Source organism: Pacificispira spongiicola, assembly GCF_012926505.1.
Lineage (GTDB): Bacteria > Pseudomonadota > Alphaproteobacteria > UBA8366 > Aestuariispiraceae > Pacificispira > Pacificispira spongiicola.
The window spans coordinates 114,483-129,118 of sequence record NZ_JABBNT010000001.1; the positions used below are offsets into that span (position 1 = coordinate 114,483).

At 61.9% G+C, this 14,636-nt stretch carries 14 protein-coding genes; 12 read left to right on the top strand and 2 right to left on the bottom strand.

Annotation, left to right across the window (positions count from 1 at the left end; genetic code table 11):
* Nucleotides 1–324 carry a hypothetical protein gene (locus HH303_RS00575; RefSeq protein WP_169623264.1) on the bottom strand — a complete coding sequence of 108 codons (324 nt, stop codon included), beginning with the start codon at nt 322–324 and terminating at the stop codon, nt 1–3.
* A 194-nt stretch (nt 325–518) separates the two neighbouring features.
* Here HH303_RS00575 and tkt point away from each other — a divergent pair, with 194 nt between their 5' ends.
* The 7 genes from tkt to HH303_RS00610 all read left to right on the top strand — a co-directional run bounded on the left by tkt (nt 519) and on the right by HH303_RS00610 (nt 8,189).
* Complete coding sequence (gene tkt / locus HH303_RS00580; RefSeq protein ID WP_169623265.1) at nt 519–2,510, top strand: transketolase; 1,992 nt, start codon at nt 519–521, stop codon at nt 2,508–2,510.
* A 42-nt stretch (nt 2,511–2,552) separates the two neighbouring features.
* Nucleotides 2,553–3,560 (top strand): type I glyceraldehyde-3-phosphate dehydrogenase, encoded by a 1,008-nt coding sequence (gene gap, locus HH303_RS00585; protein WP_169623266.1) that lies wholly within the window; start codon nt 2,553–2,555, stop codon nt 3,558–3,560.
* A 134-nt stretch (nt 3,561–3,694) separates the two neighbouring features.
* A complete protein-coding gene (locus HH303_RS00590) occupies nt 3,695–4,606 on the top strand; it encodes a DMT family transporter (RefSeq protein WP_169623267.1) in 912 nt (303 codons plus the stop codon).
* Between the two features lie 135 nt (nt 4,607–4,741).
* The gene (locus HH303_RS00595) at nt 4,742–5,842 is read left to right on the top strand and encodes a hypothetical protein (protein WP_169623268.1); all 1,101 of its coding nucleotides are present in this window, start codon (nt 4,742–4,744) and stop codon (nt 5,840–5,842) included.
* Between the two features lie 170 nt (nt 5,843–6,012).
* Nucleotides 6,013–6,933 carry a class I fructose-bisphosphate aldolase gene (locus HH303_RS00600; protein WP_169623269.1) on the top strand — a complete coding sequence of 307 codons (921 nt, stop codon included), beginning with the start codon at nt 6,013–6,015 and terminating at the stop codon, nt 6,931–6,933.
* 8 nt (nt 6,934–6,941) lie between these two features.
* Nucleotides 6,942–7,586, top strand: a complete 645-nt coding sequence (locus tag HH303_RS00605) for a thiamine phosphate synthase (RefSeq protein WP_169623270.1) — start codon at nt 6,942–6,944, stop codon at nt 7,584–7,586.
* 9 nt (nt 7,587–7,595) lie between these two features.
* Nucleotides 7,596–8,189, top strand: coding sequence for a PAS domain-containing protein (locus HH303_RS00610; protein WP_169623271.1), 594 nt, complete (start codon nt 7,596–7,598; stop codon nt 8,187–8,189).
* On the opposite strand, the gene epmA is transcribed toward HH303_RS00610, so the two are convergent.
* The gene (gene epmA / locus HH303_RS00615) at nt 8,161–9,240 is read right to left on the bottom strand and encodes an EF-P lysine aminoacylase EpmA (protein WP_169623272.1); all 1,080 of its coding nucleotides are present in this window, start codon (nt 9,238–9,240) and stop codon (nt 8,161–8,163) included. The two genes, HH303_RS00610 and epmA, sit on opposite strands and share 29 nt — an antisense overlap.
* Before the next feature lie 166 nt (nt 9,241–9,406).
* On the opposite strand from epmA, the gene efp reads away from it, so the two are divergent.
* The 5 genes from efp to HH303_RS00640 all read left to right on the top strand — a co-directional run bounded on the left by efp (nt 9,407) and on the right by HH303_RS00640 (nt 14,622).
* Nucleotides 9,407–9,973 (top strand): elongation factor P, encoded by a 567-nt coding sequence (gene efp, locus HH303_RS00620; protein WP_169623273.1) that lies wholly within the window; start codon nt 9,407–9,409, stop codon nt 9,971–9,973.
* Nucleotides 9,974–9,986: 13 nt separating this feature from the next.
* Nucleotides 9,987–10,808 (top strand): inositol monophosphatase family protein, encoded by an 822-nt coding sequence (locus HH303_RS00625; RefSeq protein WP_227421448.1) that lies wholly within the window; start codon nt 9,987–9,989, stop codon nt 10,806–10,808.
* Nucleotides 10,809–10,909: 101 nt separating this feature from the next.
* Complete coding sequence (locus HH303_RS20170; RefSeq protein WP_169623274.1) at nt 10,910–12,085, top strand: OmpA family protein; 1,176 nt, start codon at nt 10,910–10,912, stop codon at nt 12,083–12,085.
* 49 nt (nt 12,086–12,134) lie between these two features.
* Nucleotides 12,135–13,289 (top strand): flagellar motor protein MotA, encoded by a 1,155-nt coding sequence (locus HH303_RS00635; RefSeq protein WP_169623275.1) that lies wholly within the window; start codon nt 12,135–12,137, stop codon nt 13,287–13,289.
* A gap of 58 nt (nt 13,290–13,347) precedes the next feature.
* Entirely contained in the window at nt 13,348–14,622 is a 1,275-nt protein-coding gene (locus HH303_RS00640) for a peptidoglycan -binding protein (RefSeq protein WP_169623276.1), read from the top strand.
* Nucleotides 14,623–14,636 lie beyond the last annotated feature (14 nt).

A 14,636-nucleotide genomic window follows, 5' to 3' on the forward strand; every position in this document is an offset into this window, starting at 1 on the left:
TTACCGAACCTCCGGCTGGGCCAGGAACAAATCGACCTGACCGACGGCGGCGTCCAGCTTCGCCAAGGCGTCGGCACGGCGTTTTTCCGCCACGGCCAGCGCCCGGGTCAATCTCTGCACTTCGGCCTCCGACGCTTCCAGACGGCGGCGCAGGTCTTCCGCCACGCCCGGCGCGTCGTCGGATACGCCGCCAACGGCGGTGTCCTGTCGGGCGACAGACTGTTCGGCGGCAGCCTTTGTCGCTTGGGCGGCCGCGTCCATCCGTTTGGCGACCGCCTGTTCCAGTCTGGTCAGCGCCAATTCGAGTGGGTCGGGAAGTGTCATGCGGAAGTCTCTCCGAACGCGCGGTTTACGGGTGGGGATCACAATACGGGTGTGCGCCCGGCAGCGTCAACCGACCCGGTTCAAAGGAAATGACGCGGAAACAGCGACAATTTCATCGAGAATCGGTTGACCCGGCGGGCCGCTCTCGGCATGTTGCCGCCGCCTTTCCAGCCAGATCAGGATCCGCGAGACCGATGCCGACAGCTTTCCCCGCCAAAGCCGACCTTACCCGCATGGCGAACGCCATCCGCGCCCTCGCCATGGACAGCGTCGAAAGGGCGAAGTCCGGACATCCCGGCATGCCGATGGGCATGGCAGACGTCGCGACGGTGCTGTTTTCGAAGTTCCTGAAATTCGACCCGAAGGCGCCGAACTGGCCGGATCGCGACCGGTTCATCCTGTCCGCAGGACACGGGTCGATGCTGATTTACTCGCTTCTGCACCTTACCGGCTACGAAGACATGTCGATGGAAGATCTCAAGAACTTCCGTCAGCTCGGCTCCAAAACGGCAGGGCATCCGGAATTCGGCCATGCCAGCGGCATTGAAACCACCACCGGGCCGCTGGGCCAGGGAATCGCCAACGCCGTCGGCTTCGCGCTGGCGGAACGCCTGACAGCCGCACGGTACGGCGACGATCTAATCGACCACCATACCTATGTCATCGCCGGTGACGGCTGCCTGATGGAAGGGATCAGCCACGAAGCCATTTCTCTGGCCGGGCATCTGAAACTGGGCAAGCTGATCGTCCTGTGGGATGACAACGGCATTTCCATCGACGGCCCGACCTCCCTGTCCGTGTCCGACGACCAATTGAAGCGGTTCGAAGCCTCCGGCTGGGACGTTCGTGCGGTCGACGGGCATGACATGGACGCCATCGAGGCCGCGATCGCCGCCGCCAAAGCGACCGACACACCGTCGCTGATCGCGTGCAAGACGACCATCGGCTTCGGTGCACCGAAAAAGGCGGGAACCAGCGGCAGTCACGGTGCGCCGTTGGGTGCCGAAGAAATCGAAGGCGCCCGCAAGGCCCTCGACTGGCCCTATGCTCCTTACGAAATTCCCGCCGATGTTCGGGAAAACTGGACGGCGGTTGGCGCACAAGGCGCTGCCCTGCGGGCGGCATGGGAAGCGAAGCTGGCGGCATCCGGCAAAGCGGACGACTTCACCCGCGCCATGTCCGGCGGCTTGCCCGGCGGCTGGCAGGCGGCCCTGGACGGCCATATCGAAAAGCTGCTGAGTGAAAAGCCGTCCCTGGCGACCCGCGTCGCGTCGCAAAAGGCGCTAGAGGTCCTGACCGAGGCGATCCCGGAATTGATCGGCGGGTCCGCCGACCTGACCGGATCGAACAACACAAAGACGCCCGCGACCGCTCCGATTTCGGCGGACGATTTCTCGGGTCGGTACGTTTACTACGGCGTGCGCGAACACGGCATGGCCGCCGCGATGAACGGCATGGCTCTTCACGGCGGCGTCGTTCCCTATGGCGGTACCTTCCTGGTCTTCACGGATTATTGCCGCCCGTCGATCCGGCTGTCCGCCCTGATGGGCCAGCGCGTCGTCTATGTCATGACGCATGACTCTATCGGTCTGGGCGAAGACGGCCCGACGCACCAGCCGGTCGAACATATGGCCGCGCTGCGCGCCATTCCGAATCTGCTGGTCTTCCGTCCCTGCGATGCCGTGGAAACGGCGGAATGCTGGGCGGCTGCATTGGCAAGCGAAGATGCCCCGTCCGTCCTGGCGTTGACCCGTCAGAACCTGCCGGTCCTGCGCACCGGCGCCGAAGGCAAGATGGCCAGCGCGAAAGGCGGATATGTCCTGCGAGAGGCGGAAGCCGGTCCGCGCGCCGTAACGCTGATCGCCACCGGATCGGAGGTTGAAATCGCTGTCGCGGCCCGCGAAACGCTGGAAGCCGGCGGTGTCGGGACGGCGGTCGTATCCATGCCATGCTTCGAATTGTTCGCGCGGCAGAGTGCCGAATATCGGGACGCGGTCCTTGGTCGCGATACCGTCCGCATCGGCGTGGAAGCCGCGATCCGCCAAGGCTGGGACAGCGTTCTTGGCTGCAATGGCGATTTTGTCGGCATGACTGGTTTCGGCGCGTCCGGGCCCTACAAGGATTTGTACGAACATTTCGGTATCACCGCTTCGGCGGTCGTGGACGCCGCCAAGGCGCGGCTATAACGCCCCAATCGGTGCGGCGTAAATAAGGAAGGAGACAGTCCTATGGCAGTTCGGGTTGCGATTAACGGTTTCGGTCGGATCGGCCGTCTGGTCCTGCGTGCGGCGATGGAAGCCGGTCGGAAGGATATCGAGTTCGTTGCGATCAACGACCTCGGCTCCGTCGCGGACAACGCGCATCTGCTGAAATACGACACGGTCCATGGCCGTTTCCCGCATGACGTCACCACCGGCGACGACTGGATGGATGCCGGTGCGGGTAAGATCAAGGTCACCGCGATCCGCAACCCGGCCGAACTGCCCTGGGGCGAACTGGGCATCGATATCGCCTTGGAATGCACCGGCATCTTCGCTTCCAAGGACAAGGCGTCGGCTCACCTGACGGCCGGTGCGAAACGCGTCCTGGTCTCCGCCCCCTGCACGGAAGCCGACAACACGATCGTCTATGGCGTGAACCACAACACGCTGACCGCCGATCAATTGGTCGTGTCCAACGCGTCCTGCACGACGAACTGCCTGGCCCCGGTCGCGGCGGTTCTGCACAAGACGGTCGGCATCGAACGCGGCTACATGTCCACCATCCACGCCTATACCGGCGACCAGCAGACGGTGGATACCCTGCACAAGGACCTGCGTCGCGCCCGCGCCGCCGCCCAGAACATCATCCCGACCTCGACCGGCGCGGCGAAGGCCGTCGGCCTGGTTCTGCCGGAACTGAAGGGCAAGCTGGACGGCACCGCCATCCGCGTGCCGACCGCCAACGTTTCGCTGATCGATCTTAAATTCGACGCCTCGAAGGCGACGACGGTCGAAGAGGTCAACAATGCCATCATCGCCGCCGCGAATGGCGAGTTGAAGGGCGTCCTGGCCACGAATGACGAGCCGCTGGTGTCCAGCGATTTCAACCACGCGCCGGCCAGTTCGACCTTCGATCTGACCCAGACCACGGTCATCGACGGCACCCTGGTGCGCGTGATGAGCTGGTACGACAACGAATGGGGCTTCTCCAACCGTATGTCGGACACGGCGGTCGCCATGGGCAAACTGATCTAACGGATCGGTCGACAAACGAAGAGGAAGCCCCCGATCGCCGGATCGGGGGCTTTTTCGTTCTTAACGCAAGTTTCGGGTGTTCCGTAAAATGCGGCGTCGGCTAAATGGCCGCCGAATATGTTCAGGAGGAAACAATGCGTATGTCGGCGCTCGATTGGGGGATGTTGGTCACCCTGTCGATACTTTGGGGCGGTTCCTTTTTCTTCAATCAGGTGGCTCTTGAGGACTTACCACCCTTCACGGTCGTGTTCGGTCGCATCTTCCTGGCGGCGCTGATCCTGTGGGGCGTCATCCTGCTGCGCGGACTTGCAGTACCACGCATCCCGGTCATCTGGCTGTCCTTTCTTGGGATGGCCATCCTGAACAATGCCATCCCCTTTTCTCTGCTGGCCTGGGGGCAAACGCATATCTCGTCCTCCCTCGCCGCCATTCTGAACGCGACCACCCCGCTGTTCGGCGTCGTGGTGGCGCATGTGCTGACCAGCGACGAACGGGCGACCCCGGCAAAGGTATTCGGGGTTCTGGCCGGGTTCGGCGGTGTCGCGATCATGATCGGCGTCGATGCCCTGGCGGATATCGGCATCGACATCCTGGCCCAATTGGCCTGTCTGGGCGCGGCGACAAGCTACGCCTTTTCCAGCATCTTCGGACGGCGGTTCAAACGGCTGGGCCTGACGCCCATGGTTACCGCCGCGGGTCAGGTGACTGTCTCAAGCATGATCCTCCTACCGCTCGTCCTTATCGTCGACCGGCCTTGGACACTGCCGATGCCTGGATCGGACACCATTCTGTCCATCCTGGGGATCGCGACCCTATCCACCGCGCTCGCCTACATCCTGTTCTTCCGCATTCTGTCCAGCGCCGGCGCGACGAATCTGATGCTGGTAACCTTCCTGATTCCTGTCAGCGCAATCCTTTTGGGCGTATTGTTCCTAGGCGAGGCGTTGGCCGCGCGCCACGTCATCGGCATGGCCGGGATCGGAATCGGCCTCGCGGCGATCGACGGCCGCTTGCTGGACAGGTTGCGAAAACCCAAATTTTCGTGACTCTCGCGCAACGGCATGATATTTGTATACCGTTCAGCGATGTATTTGGGACGGCAGAAGCTCGTTCTTTGCGAACGATAGTGACCTTGGAAAACGAGGCCTGCGTTCGGTACCGACAGAAGAAAGGTTCAGAAAGTGTCGCTGTTTACGACGTTGATGTCTAGCGTGACCGGCTCCTTCACGAACAACAGTGGATCGGGCGCGCTTACGATTCTGAAGGGCGCCTCGGCCAGCCGGTCCAGTGGTGTCGCCAACGTCCAATCCGTCCTCGACAACGCGAAATACGATGCCGGCCGCCAGCAGATCATGGCAAATGTGCAGTTGCGCATCGAAGCGATCGTCAATGAAGAGGTCGTGCCGAAGGACACCTGGGAGAAAGTTGCCGGTTTTCTCGCGCTGACCGGGCAACCTTTTACCTATAAGGTTTCCAACGCCGGGGAGATCGAGGTCAACGAGCAAAACGTGGACAATCTGTCGTCCCTGCCCGTTGCCAACCAATCAAAAATGCGTGCGGCCCTTGAACGCCTGGATGAGGTTCGGTCCCAAGTCGATGAAACCGTGACCAAGGCCAATCTGCGTGTTCGCCTGATCGATGCGGTGAACCGCGTCGCCCAAATGGAATTGCATTCCCCGCCCTCGGCCCTTTGGGAAACCGAATTTCAGACGATCAAGTCGACCGGCCGTCCCGTCATGATCGGCCTGAATGCCGATGGCGAAGTGCGCGCGATCAATCAGTTGGAATCCAATTTCGATTATGTCGAAGACCCGGACAAACGCCTGATCCTTCAGGAAGCGGGGCGCAAGCTGACCAACATTCTGAACGGCACCGCCACCGCGACTGAAAACTGGCAATACGCGGCCCTGGGCAACCAGATCGAGGGTGACGACTATTTCCTCGACGTCGATGACAGCAACGAGATCGTGATTCGCCGGAATACGGAAAAGCGCCGGTCCGCGACGAACTTCTTCGCCCAGTTCCATGCGAATGCCGGGACCGATTATCACGTCATTCCGGAATTCCTGAAAACCGAGAATACCAATATCTTCAAGGCAAGCTGGGAAGAACAGGCCGCCGCGTTCATTCAGTCGAAGACGCCGTTTTTCCTAGACCTTCAGGGCGATACGATCGTCGCACGCCAGACGAATTTCGTGAATATGCGGCGGCTCGACCTACTGGACGTGGCCGGCACCTATCGCCAACAAACCGCGCAAGCCCTGGTCAACCTCATCACCTGACACGTCGCGCGCAACGACACCCGCCCGGCATTGCAAAACCGCGCCCTTGCGTGTAATCCACTTGCCCGAACAACATCTTCCGTCGGCCGTTTTGCGGGACGTCCGTCGGCATTCCCTGGATCGCCGTTTCCCTGTGCGGTCCGTCTGCTAACGTCAAAGGGTTCGGCGCAATGAAAGTCACACAAAAAGTCAAAAAAATCCTGTCGTATTACGAAAGCGACTCTCCGGGAACGAAACGCAACATCGCCTCCATTCTGATGCACGGCAAACTGGCCGGCACGGGCAAGATGGTCATTCTGCCGGTCGACCAGGGTTTCGAACATGGCCCGGCCCGTTCCTTCGCCCCGAACCCGGCCGCCTACGACCCGCATTATCACTATCAACTGGCCGTGGATGCGGGCCTGAACGCCTATGCCGCGCCGCTGGGTCAGCTTGAACTCGGCGCCGATACCTTCGCCGGTCAGATCCCGACGATCCTGAAGGTCAACAGCTCCAACAGCTGGGCCGTCACGAAGGACCAGGCAATCACCGCCTCCGTCGGCGATGCGTTGAAACTGGGCTGCGCCGCCATCGGCTTCACCATCTATCCGGGGTCGGAATACGCCATCGACCTGATGGAAGAAATCCGTGAAATGTCGGAAGAGGCGAAGTCGGTCGGTCTCGCCACCGTCATCTGGTCCTATCCGCGCGGCGGCGACCTGACGAAGGACGGCGAAACCGCCGTCGACGTCTGCGCCTATGCGGCGCATCTGGCCGCCCAGCTCGGCGCGCATATTATCAAGGTGAAGCCGCCGACGGCCCATTTGGAGCAGCCGGAAGCGAAGAAGGTCTACGAAGCGCAGAAGATCGACATTTCCACCCTCGCCAAGCGGGTCGAGCACGTCATGCAGTCGTCCTTCAACGGCAAGCGCATCGTCGTCTTCTCCGGCGGCGCGGCGAAAGGCCTGGACGGTCTGTACGAAGAAATCCGCGGCCTGCGCGACGGCGGTGCCAACGGTTCCATCATCGGGCGCAACACCTTCCAGCGCCCGCGCGACGAAGCGCTGGCGATGCTGGACCAGATCATCAAGATCTACCAGGGCAAGGCCTGATCCCGCGAATGGGCGATCGGGTAGAATCGCAGCTTTATTTGGTGAGCCCGCCGCGCTTCGAGCCGGCGGGCTTCACCGATTCTTTGCGCCAGGCGTTGGACGGCGGTCCCGTCGCCTGTTTCCAACTGTGGATGCCCGATGCGGATGAAGACACGATCCGCCAAGTCGCAAGCACCCTGCGCCCGATCATCCTGGAATACGATACGGCCTTCCTGTTGAACGGCCATACGAAGCTGGCGAGTTTCGTCGGCTGCGACGGCGTTCATCTGGACGATACCGACGCGAAGACCATCAAGGCCGCGCGCAAGACCCTGGGCGACGACGCCGTGGTCGGGGTCAGTTGCGGGTCGTCCCGCCATACCAGCATGGAAGCGGCGGAAGCCGGTGCCGACTATGTTTCTTTCGGGCCTGTTTACGCCACCTCCACCAAGGGCTTGGACGCGGACGAGGACGCCCTGGACACCCTGTCCTGGTGGGCCGAAATGATGGAGGTTCCCTGTGTCGCCGTCGGGGGCATCACGCCCGACAATCTGGATCCCGTCCTGGAAACGCGCTGTGAATTCATTTGCGCGGTCAGCGCGATCTGGAACCACCCCAAGGGCCCGAAACAGGCGGTGGCGGATTTTCACGCCAAGATACGCGAAGCCGAGTAATCAAAAAGAATGATAATCGCCGATACCGGATGGCGTATAGCGGTCGAAACCGCGCTGTCCCATCTTACCTTCCCGGAAACCCGGGACGTCCTGACCTATTGGGCAAAGCTTCGCGACGCTGCCGGATCGGATTTGCCGGATCGTACAGACATCGACCCGATCGAGATTCGCCATACCTTGCCCCATGTCTATCTGATGGAACTGGAGCCGGAAACGGGCCGGTTGCTCTATCGTCTGGCGGGTGACGAGATCAACAGCCGGTACAAACAATCCATCAACGGCAAGTATCTGGACGAAATAACCGCGCCGACAGCCATCGAACGGGTTCAGGGATATTTCAAACGCTGCATGCACGACCCGGCAATCATTCAGATCGCCGGCATTCTATACGCCGAACATGACGCTCCAGGCTTCGGCGAACGCTTGATCCTCCCGTTGCGAGTCTCGCGGCGCGGCACTTTGGGGATTTTGGGCATGACCTATCAGGTCCGTCAGTTCCCGAATGCCACGGCCGCAGAGGAAGGATACCGGCAGTTGCGGCGCACGATCTCGCTGGAAACCGGCGCGATGGAAATCACCGATACGACCCCGTCCCGGTCCTGACCGGCGCCCAAAGAACATCTTCAATATCCGCCGCCCCGGTCAGTAGCATGACCAGCCGGTCGAAACCCAGCGCCATGCCTGCCGCGTCCGGCATCATGGAAACGGCATCGATGAAATCCTGATCGATCGGATAGCGGTGACCGTATAGGCGTTCCTTCGTATCCATGTCCGATTCGAACCGCCGCCGCTGTTCGGCCCCGTCGGTCAGTTCCCCGAATCCATTCGCCAGTTCGACACCGCAGACATAAAGCTCCACCCGCTCCGCCCACAGAACCGGCCCGTCTTCCCGTTTCGGCCGGGCGAGCGCCGCCATGCTGATCGGATAATCGTATAGAAGGCATGGCGCGCCGTCGCCCAGCAGCGGTTCGATCCGATCGTCCATCAGCCGGAAGAAGATATCGTCGAACGTGTCGGCCTCACCGCATCGAACCCCAAGGCCTTCCGCGCAGTCACGCAACGGCGCGGCTGGCGGCGCCATCGGATTGGCCGCGACCGTCGCCGTCAGATCGTGACCGCAATAGACATCGAACGCCTCCGCCACGGTCAACCGGCGAAACGGGGCCGATGGGTCTGCGCTACGGTCGCCCCGGCGCAGTTGATCGACACTGCAGGCGGCCGCGATATGGGCGATCATCGCCTCGCAATCATCCATCAGCGCGCCATACTCTGCCCCCGCGCGGTACCATTCCAACATACGGAATTCCGGGCTGTGCGTGGGGGAGCCTTCGGCATTTCGATACACGGCGCAGAGCTGCCAGATCTTTTCCATCCCGCCTGCCAGCAGCTTCTTCATCGCGAATTCCGGGCTGGTATGCAGGAACAGGCGCTCCCCCGCCGTCGTCGATCCGTAGTGCCCGGCATGCAGCAATTCCGTGGCGAATCCGGCCAGATGCGGTTCCATCCCAGGCGAGACTTGGAGGGCCGGGGTTTCGACTTCGACAAAACCGTCGCCATCGAACCAATCAGCCATCGCGCGCTTCGCCTTCCCCCGCAGGGACAGGTTGCCCAGACGCGCCGAAAGCCTGTCTTCGCGCCACCAGGATTCAGCCATTGCCGTGCGACGTCATTCGCCGTTCCTTCACAGGTTGCCGTTCCGCGTCCGTGGTGATAGACAGGCGCGCGATTCGGTACCGGGTCTTCCCGCTTTCAGGCGGACACCCGCCGCGGCTCATCCGTCAGGGGATGCCCGGATGTACCCCGGATAAAGGACGGAAACCATGAAAGTCAACGCAATCTCCCTGCGCGCCGGTAGCGCCTTCCTGCTGGACGGCAAACTGCTGGTCGTTACCAAGAACGAAATCAACCAGCCGGGCAAAGGCGCCGCTGTCGCCCAGATCGAAGCCCGCGATGCCCGCACCGGCGTCAAGACCAACCTGCGCTTCCGCACCCAGGAAGCCCTGGAAGCCGCGGAACTATTCGAAACGGACTATTCCTTCCTGTATGACGACGGCGAAAAGCTGCACTTCATGAACCAGGACACCTACGACCAGATCGAGGTCGAATACGATGTTCTGGGCGATCTGCGCCCGTTCCTGCAGGAAAACATGATCGTTCAGATCAAGACCTACGAAGCATCGCCGATTTCCATCACGCTGCCGCAGAAGGTCACGCTGGAAGTCGTCGAGGCCGATCCGGTCGTGAAGGGCCAGACGCAGTCTTCCTCCTACAAACCGGCGAAGCTGGAAAACGGGGTCAGCGTCCTGGTTCCGCCGCATATCGAAGCGGGCACGCGCATCGTCGTGAACACGACCGACGCGTCCTATGTCGAACGCGCAAAAGACTGAGGGCACCTGAACGATGATGATCCGCTCCGCCATCCTGAACGTGATGACCAAGGCCGCGCAAAAGGCGGGCCGCTCGCTGGTGCGCGACTTCGGTGAGGTCGAACAGCTGCAGGTCTCCCGCAAGGGTCCCGGCGACTTCGTTTCCACCGCCGATAAAAAGGCGGAACGGATCGTTATCGAAGAACTGGAACGCGCCCGCCCGGAAGCCAGTATCCTGGCAGAGGAAAGCGGCACGAAGGAAGGCGACGACCCGACGAAGCGGTTCATCGTCGATCCGTTGGACGGGACGACCAACTTCCTGCACGGCCTGCCGCATTGGGCGATTTCCATCGCCTATGAAGAACGCGGCGACCTGATCGCCGGGGTCGTCTTCGACCCGATCAAGGACGAGCTGTTCTGGGCGGAACGCGGCCAGGGCGCTTTCTTGAACGACCGCCGCATCCGCGTGTCGGCGCGCCAGAACCTGGCCGACGCCGTCGTCGGAACCGGCATCCCGCATATTGGGCGCGACACCAAGGGTCATATCCTGTTCCAACGCCGCCTAGCCGCCGTCATGGGCAATACGGCCGGTGTCCGCCGCTGGGGCACGGCATCCCTGGACCTGTGCTATGTCGCCGCGGGTCGGTTCGATGCGTTCTGGGAACGCGCGCTCAGCCCGTGGGATGTGGCGGCCGGTGCCGTGATCTTAAAAGAGGCCGGCGGCTTCATCACCGATGCCTCCGGACGTGCCTATAAAGTTGATTCCGTCGACACGGTTGCAGCAAACGATTCGCTGCATCCGGCCTTCCTGAAGCTTCTGAAAGACGCTTCAAAGGAAGAAAAGGCAGCGGAATAAGCGGTTTTTCGCGGGATTTCATCGTTAGGGGCGGAACGCGGTTGTTCCAAGCCCCCGGCTCACGGTATGGTCGTTCGCCCATGTAACGCAATGCGTTCGGGATGAGCGACCGCGAAACACCGATTAAGAGCGAAGCGATGTCCCTGTCGAAGACCGCCGACCGCCTTTCCAAGAAAACCTTCCGCCGCCCTGTGCGCCTCGTCGGCGCGGCCCTGCTTCTCTGTGCGACCGGCCTCTCGTCCGCACAAGCGCAGCAAGCCTATTACCGGGGCGAGGCGGAACAGGACGACTCCGTCGTCGTCAATCTGTCGGTCATCGACAAGCTGACGAATGGCGGCCGCGCCACGGCGCCGACACTGCCGTCATTCGCCGCGCCTGCTTACGGCAATGCGCCCAGCAGCGGCACGCCCTTGGCACTTTTCCCGCCTTCGACAACCGCCGCACCGTCCGGTGAAGGTAGCGGACTTGCGGCGCCGCCATCGGCCATGCCGCAATCGACCTTGATGACGCCCGGCGCATCCGCCGCCCCGACCCCGGCATCGCCCGCGCCGAAACCGGCGACGCTGCCGAAACCCTCGGCGCCCGCATCAGTAACCCCGGCACCGATGCCGAGCGCCCCGCCACCCAAACCGTCGGTCGCGGCGGCACCGACCCCGGCAGACGCTCCCACGCCCGCACCGATGCCGAAACCGACCCCCACCGCCGTCCCGGAATCGACAATAGAAGCGCCGACGGCCGAAACCACGCCGGCGGAAACGGAAACCGCGATGGCGACACCGGCGCCCGCGCCGACGCCGGAACCGACACCCGAACCGGCACCGGAACCGGCACCCGAACCGATTGCCGCCCCGGCTCCGTCTTCGCCCCCGGCTCCGGCCAAGGTCGCCGATCCATCTTCCGAAACCGCCGTTGCCGCCATCGACCTGACGGCGGTGGACCAAACCGGTGTCGCGCGGAACGATGACGGCGTCAGCATCTTGTTCGCCAGCGAATCCCAGGACCTGCCCGGCGGTGCCAACGGCGCTCTGGACGAAATCGCCGCGACGATGAAGAACCAGCCGGACGCGACGCTGAAACTGCTGGGCTATTCCGAAGCAATCGGCGAGTCACCCAGCAAACCACGCCGCTTGTCTTTGTTCCGGGCTCTGGCTGTCCGTACCTATCTTTTGAAGCAAGGGATCGACAGTCGCCGGATGACCGTTCAGGCGCTTGGGTCCAAAGACCCGGAAACCGATCGCCCGAAAAACAGGGTCGACATCGTGGTTTCCGCCAGTTAGCCGTTAACCCATCGTTTTCCCTGTCGAACGACCTACGGAAAGAGGTTCCATGAGCACCCCGACCCCGTTTCTGTTGCGGATGGGCATCTTCCTGATGCTTGTGGCGATCGGTTGCTTCCTCATCCTACCCGCGCTCGAGCATGCCTTCGTGTCGAATGTGGTGATCAACGGGGTCATCCTGGGCGCGCTGCTGGTCGGGATCGTCCATGCCTTCCGCACCGTCATCGTCCTGTACTCCGAAACCAGTTGGATTCAGCATTTTCGGATGAGCTACGAGGCAGGCTATCAGCCGTCCAGCAAGCCGCCGCGTCTGCTGGCTTCCGCTGCGACCATGCTGTCCAAGCGCAGCGAGCGCGGTCAGATGCACATTTCCGCGGGCGGCATGCAGACAATTCTGGACGGGGTCTCGACACGTTTGGACGAAAGCCGGGAAACCGGCCGGTATCTGGTCGGCCTTCTGGTCTTCCTGGGCTTGCTCGGCACCTTCTGGGGATTGCTGGAGACCGTGCGCAGCGTTGGCGGCGTCATCGGCAGCCTGAATATCGGGTCCGAGAACGTCGCAGGCGCATTTGAAAATCTCAAGCAAGGCCTGCAGACCCCGCTCAGTGGCATGGGGACGGCCTTTGCCTCCTCCCTGTTCGGTCTCGCCGGGTCGCTGATCCTCGGCTTCCTGGGCCTGCAAAGCGGTCAGGCGCAGAACCGCTTCTATAACGAACTCGAAGACTGGCTTTCCGGCCTGACGCGGTTGAGCAGCGGGTCGATCGGCGGCGACGGCGATCAATCCGTCCCTGCTTATATCCAGGCCCTGCTGGAGCAGACCGCCGACAGCTTGGAAAGCCTGCAACGCACTATGGCGCGGGCGGAAGAAACGCGGCTGACCTCGCATAACGACTTCGTCCAGTTGAACGACAAGCTGGCGATCCTGGCTGAAACCATGCGCACCGAACATGACCTGATGGCAAAACTGGCCGAAGGTCAAAAGGCCCTGAAGGATGCCTTGGTCAAAATCGCCGATGGATCCGGCAAGACCGCCGGCGATGCGGATGCCGGACGCCACCTGCGCAATATCGATACGCAGATGGTGCGCCTGATCGAGGAAAGCTCCCGCGGGCGGGCGGATATGGTGCAGGAACTGCGGTCCGAATTGCGGATCCTGGCACGGACCATCGCCGCAACGAAGGACGGCGGCCATGGCGGCGCGTAATCGGGCCGTACCGGCAGGCCGGATGGCGGCCCAACGGATTGTAGGGACACGCTGATCCATGGCCCTCGCACGGCGGCAACGCGGCAATCAGGACATCTGGCCGGGCTTCGTAGACGCGCTGGCGTCGCTCTTGATGGTCATCATCTTCTTGTTGATGATCTTCGTCGTCTCACAGCTCTATCTGAACGAAGAACTGATCGGACGCGACAAGGCGCTGGAACAGCTACAAGGGCGCGTGTCGGAACTGGCGGATATGCTGGCGCTCGAACGCGAGGCGTCGGCGGAAATGAAGACCAATCTGGCGACGGTGTCCGAACAATTGCGCGCCTCCCTGGCCAAGCAGGATTCTCTGGAAAGCGAGTTGTTCAATCTGCGGGGGGAAAACGCGTCTCTCGCCTCCGAACTCAGCGCCGCGCAGGCGAAGAATGCCGATCTGCTGTCCCAATTGACGATTGCGGAGGAAGCCGGCAGTTCCGCGAAGGAACGGGCTACAGAGCTTGAATCCGATCTGGCGGGGGTCTCGAAAGACCTGCAGGACGCTTATAAAATCATTGCCGCCGATCAGGCGAAGATTTCCGTGCAGTTGAAAAAACTGGCGGCGCTCGAACGCGAGATCAAGGCACTGATCGCGTTGCGTGACGAAATGCAGGGCCGCCTTGCCGACGAGGCCTTGAAGCTGGACGAAAGCCAAAAGGACCTGATCGCCGCGCAAGCTGAAGCCGCCTTGCTGAACGATCAGATTTCCGCCCTGAACGACCAGATCGCCGAACTCAACTCCCTCCTGGAGACATACGAGGCCCGGGACAAGGCGCAGCAAACACAGATCGTCGACCTGGGCAAACGCCTCAATGTCGCGCTGGCCGGGAAGGTGCAGGAACTGGCTCGCTATCGATCCGAATTCTTCGGAAAACTGCGGGAAATCCTGGGCAATCGCAGCGATATCCGCATCGTCGGCGACCGCTTCGTCTTCCAATCGGAAGTCCTGTTCGAACAGGGCGAGGCGGAACTGGGCCCGGCGGGCAAGGTGCAGTTGATCGGTTTTGCCGATACGCTGAAGGAAATCGCCGCGAAAATCCCGGACGATATCGATTGGGTGCTTCAGGTGAACGGCCATACGGACAAGGTGCCGATCAACACCGTGAAATTCCCGTCCAACTGGGAACTCTCGGCGGCGCGCGCCATCTCTGTGGTGAAATTCCTGACCAGCCGCGGCATTCCGCCCGAACGCATGACCGCCGCAGGCTATGCCGAATATCAGCCGCTGGACGACGGAAACAGCCCGGAAGCCCTGCGCCGCAACCGCCGCATTGAAATGAAGTTCACCAACCGCTAACCAATCCGGATCAG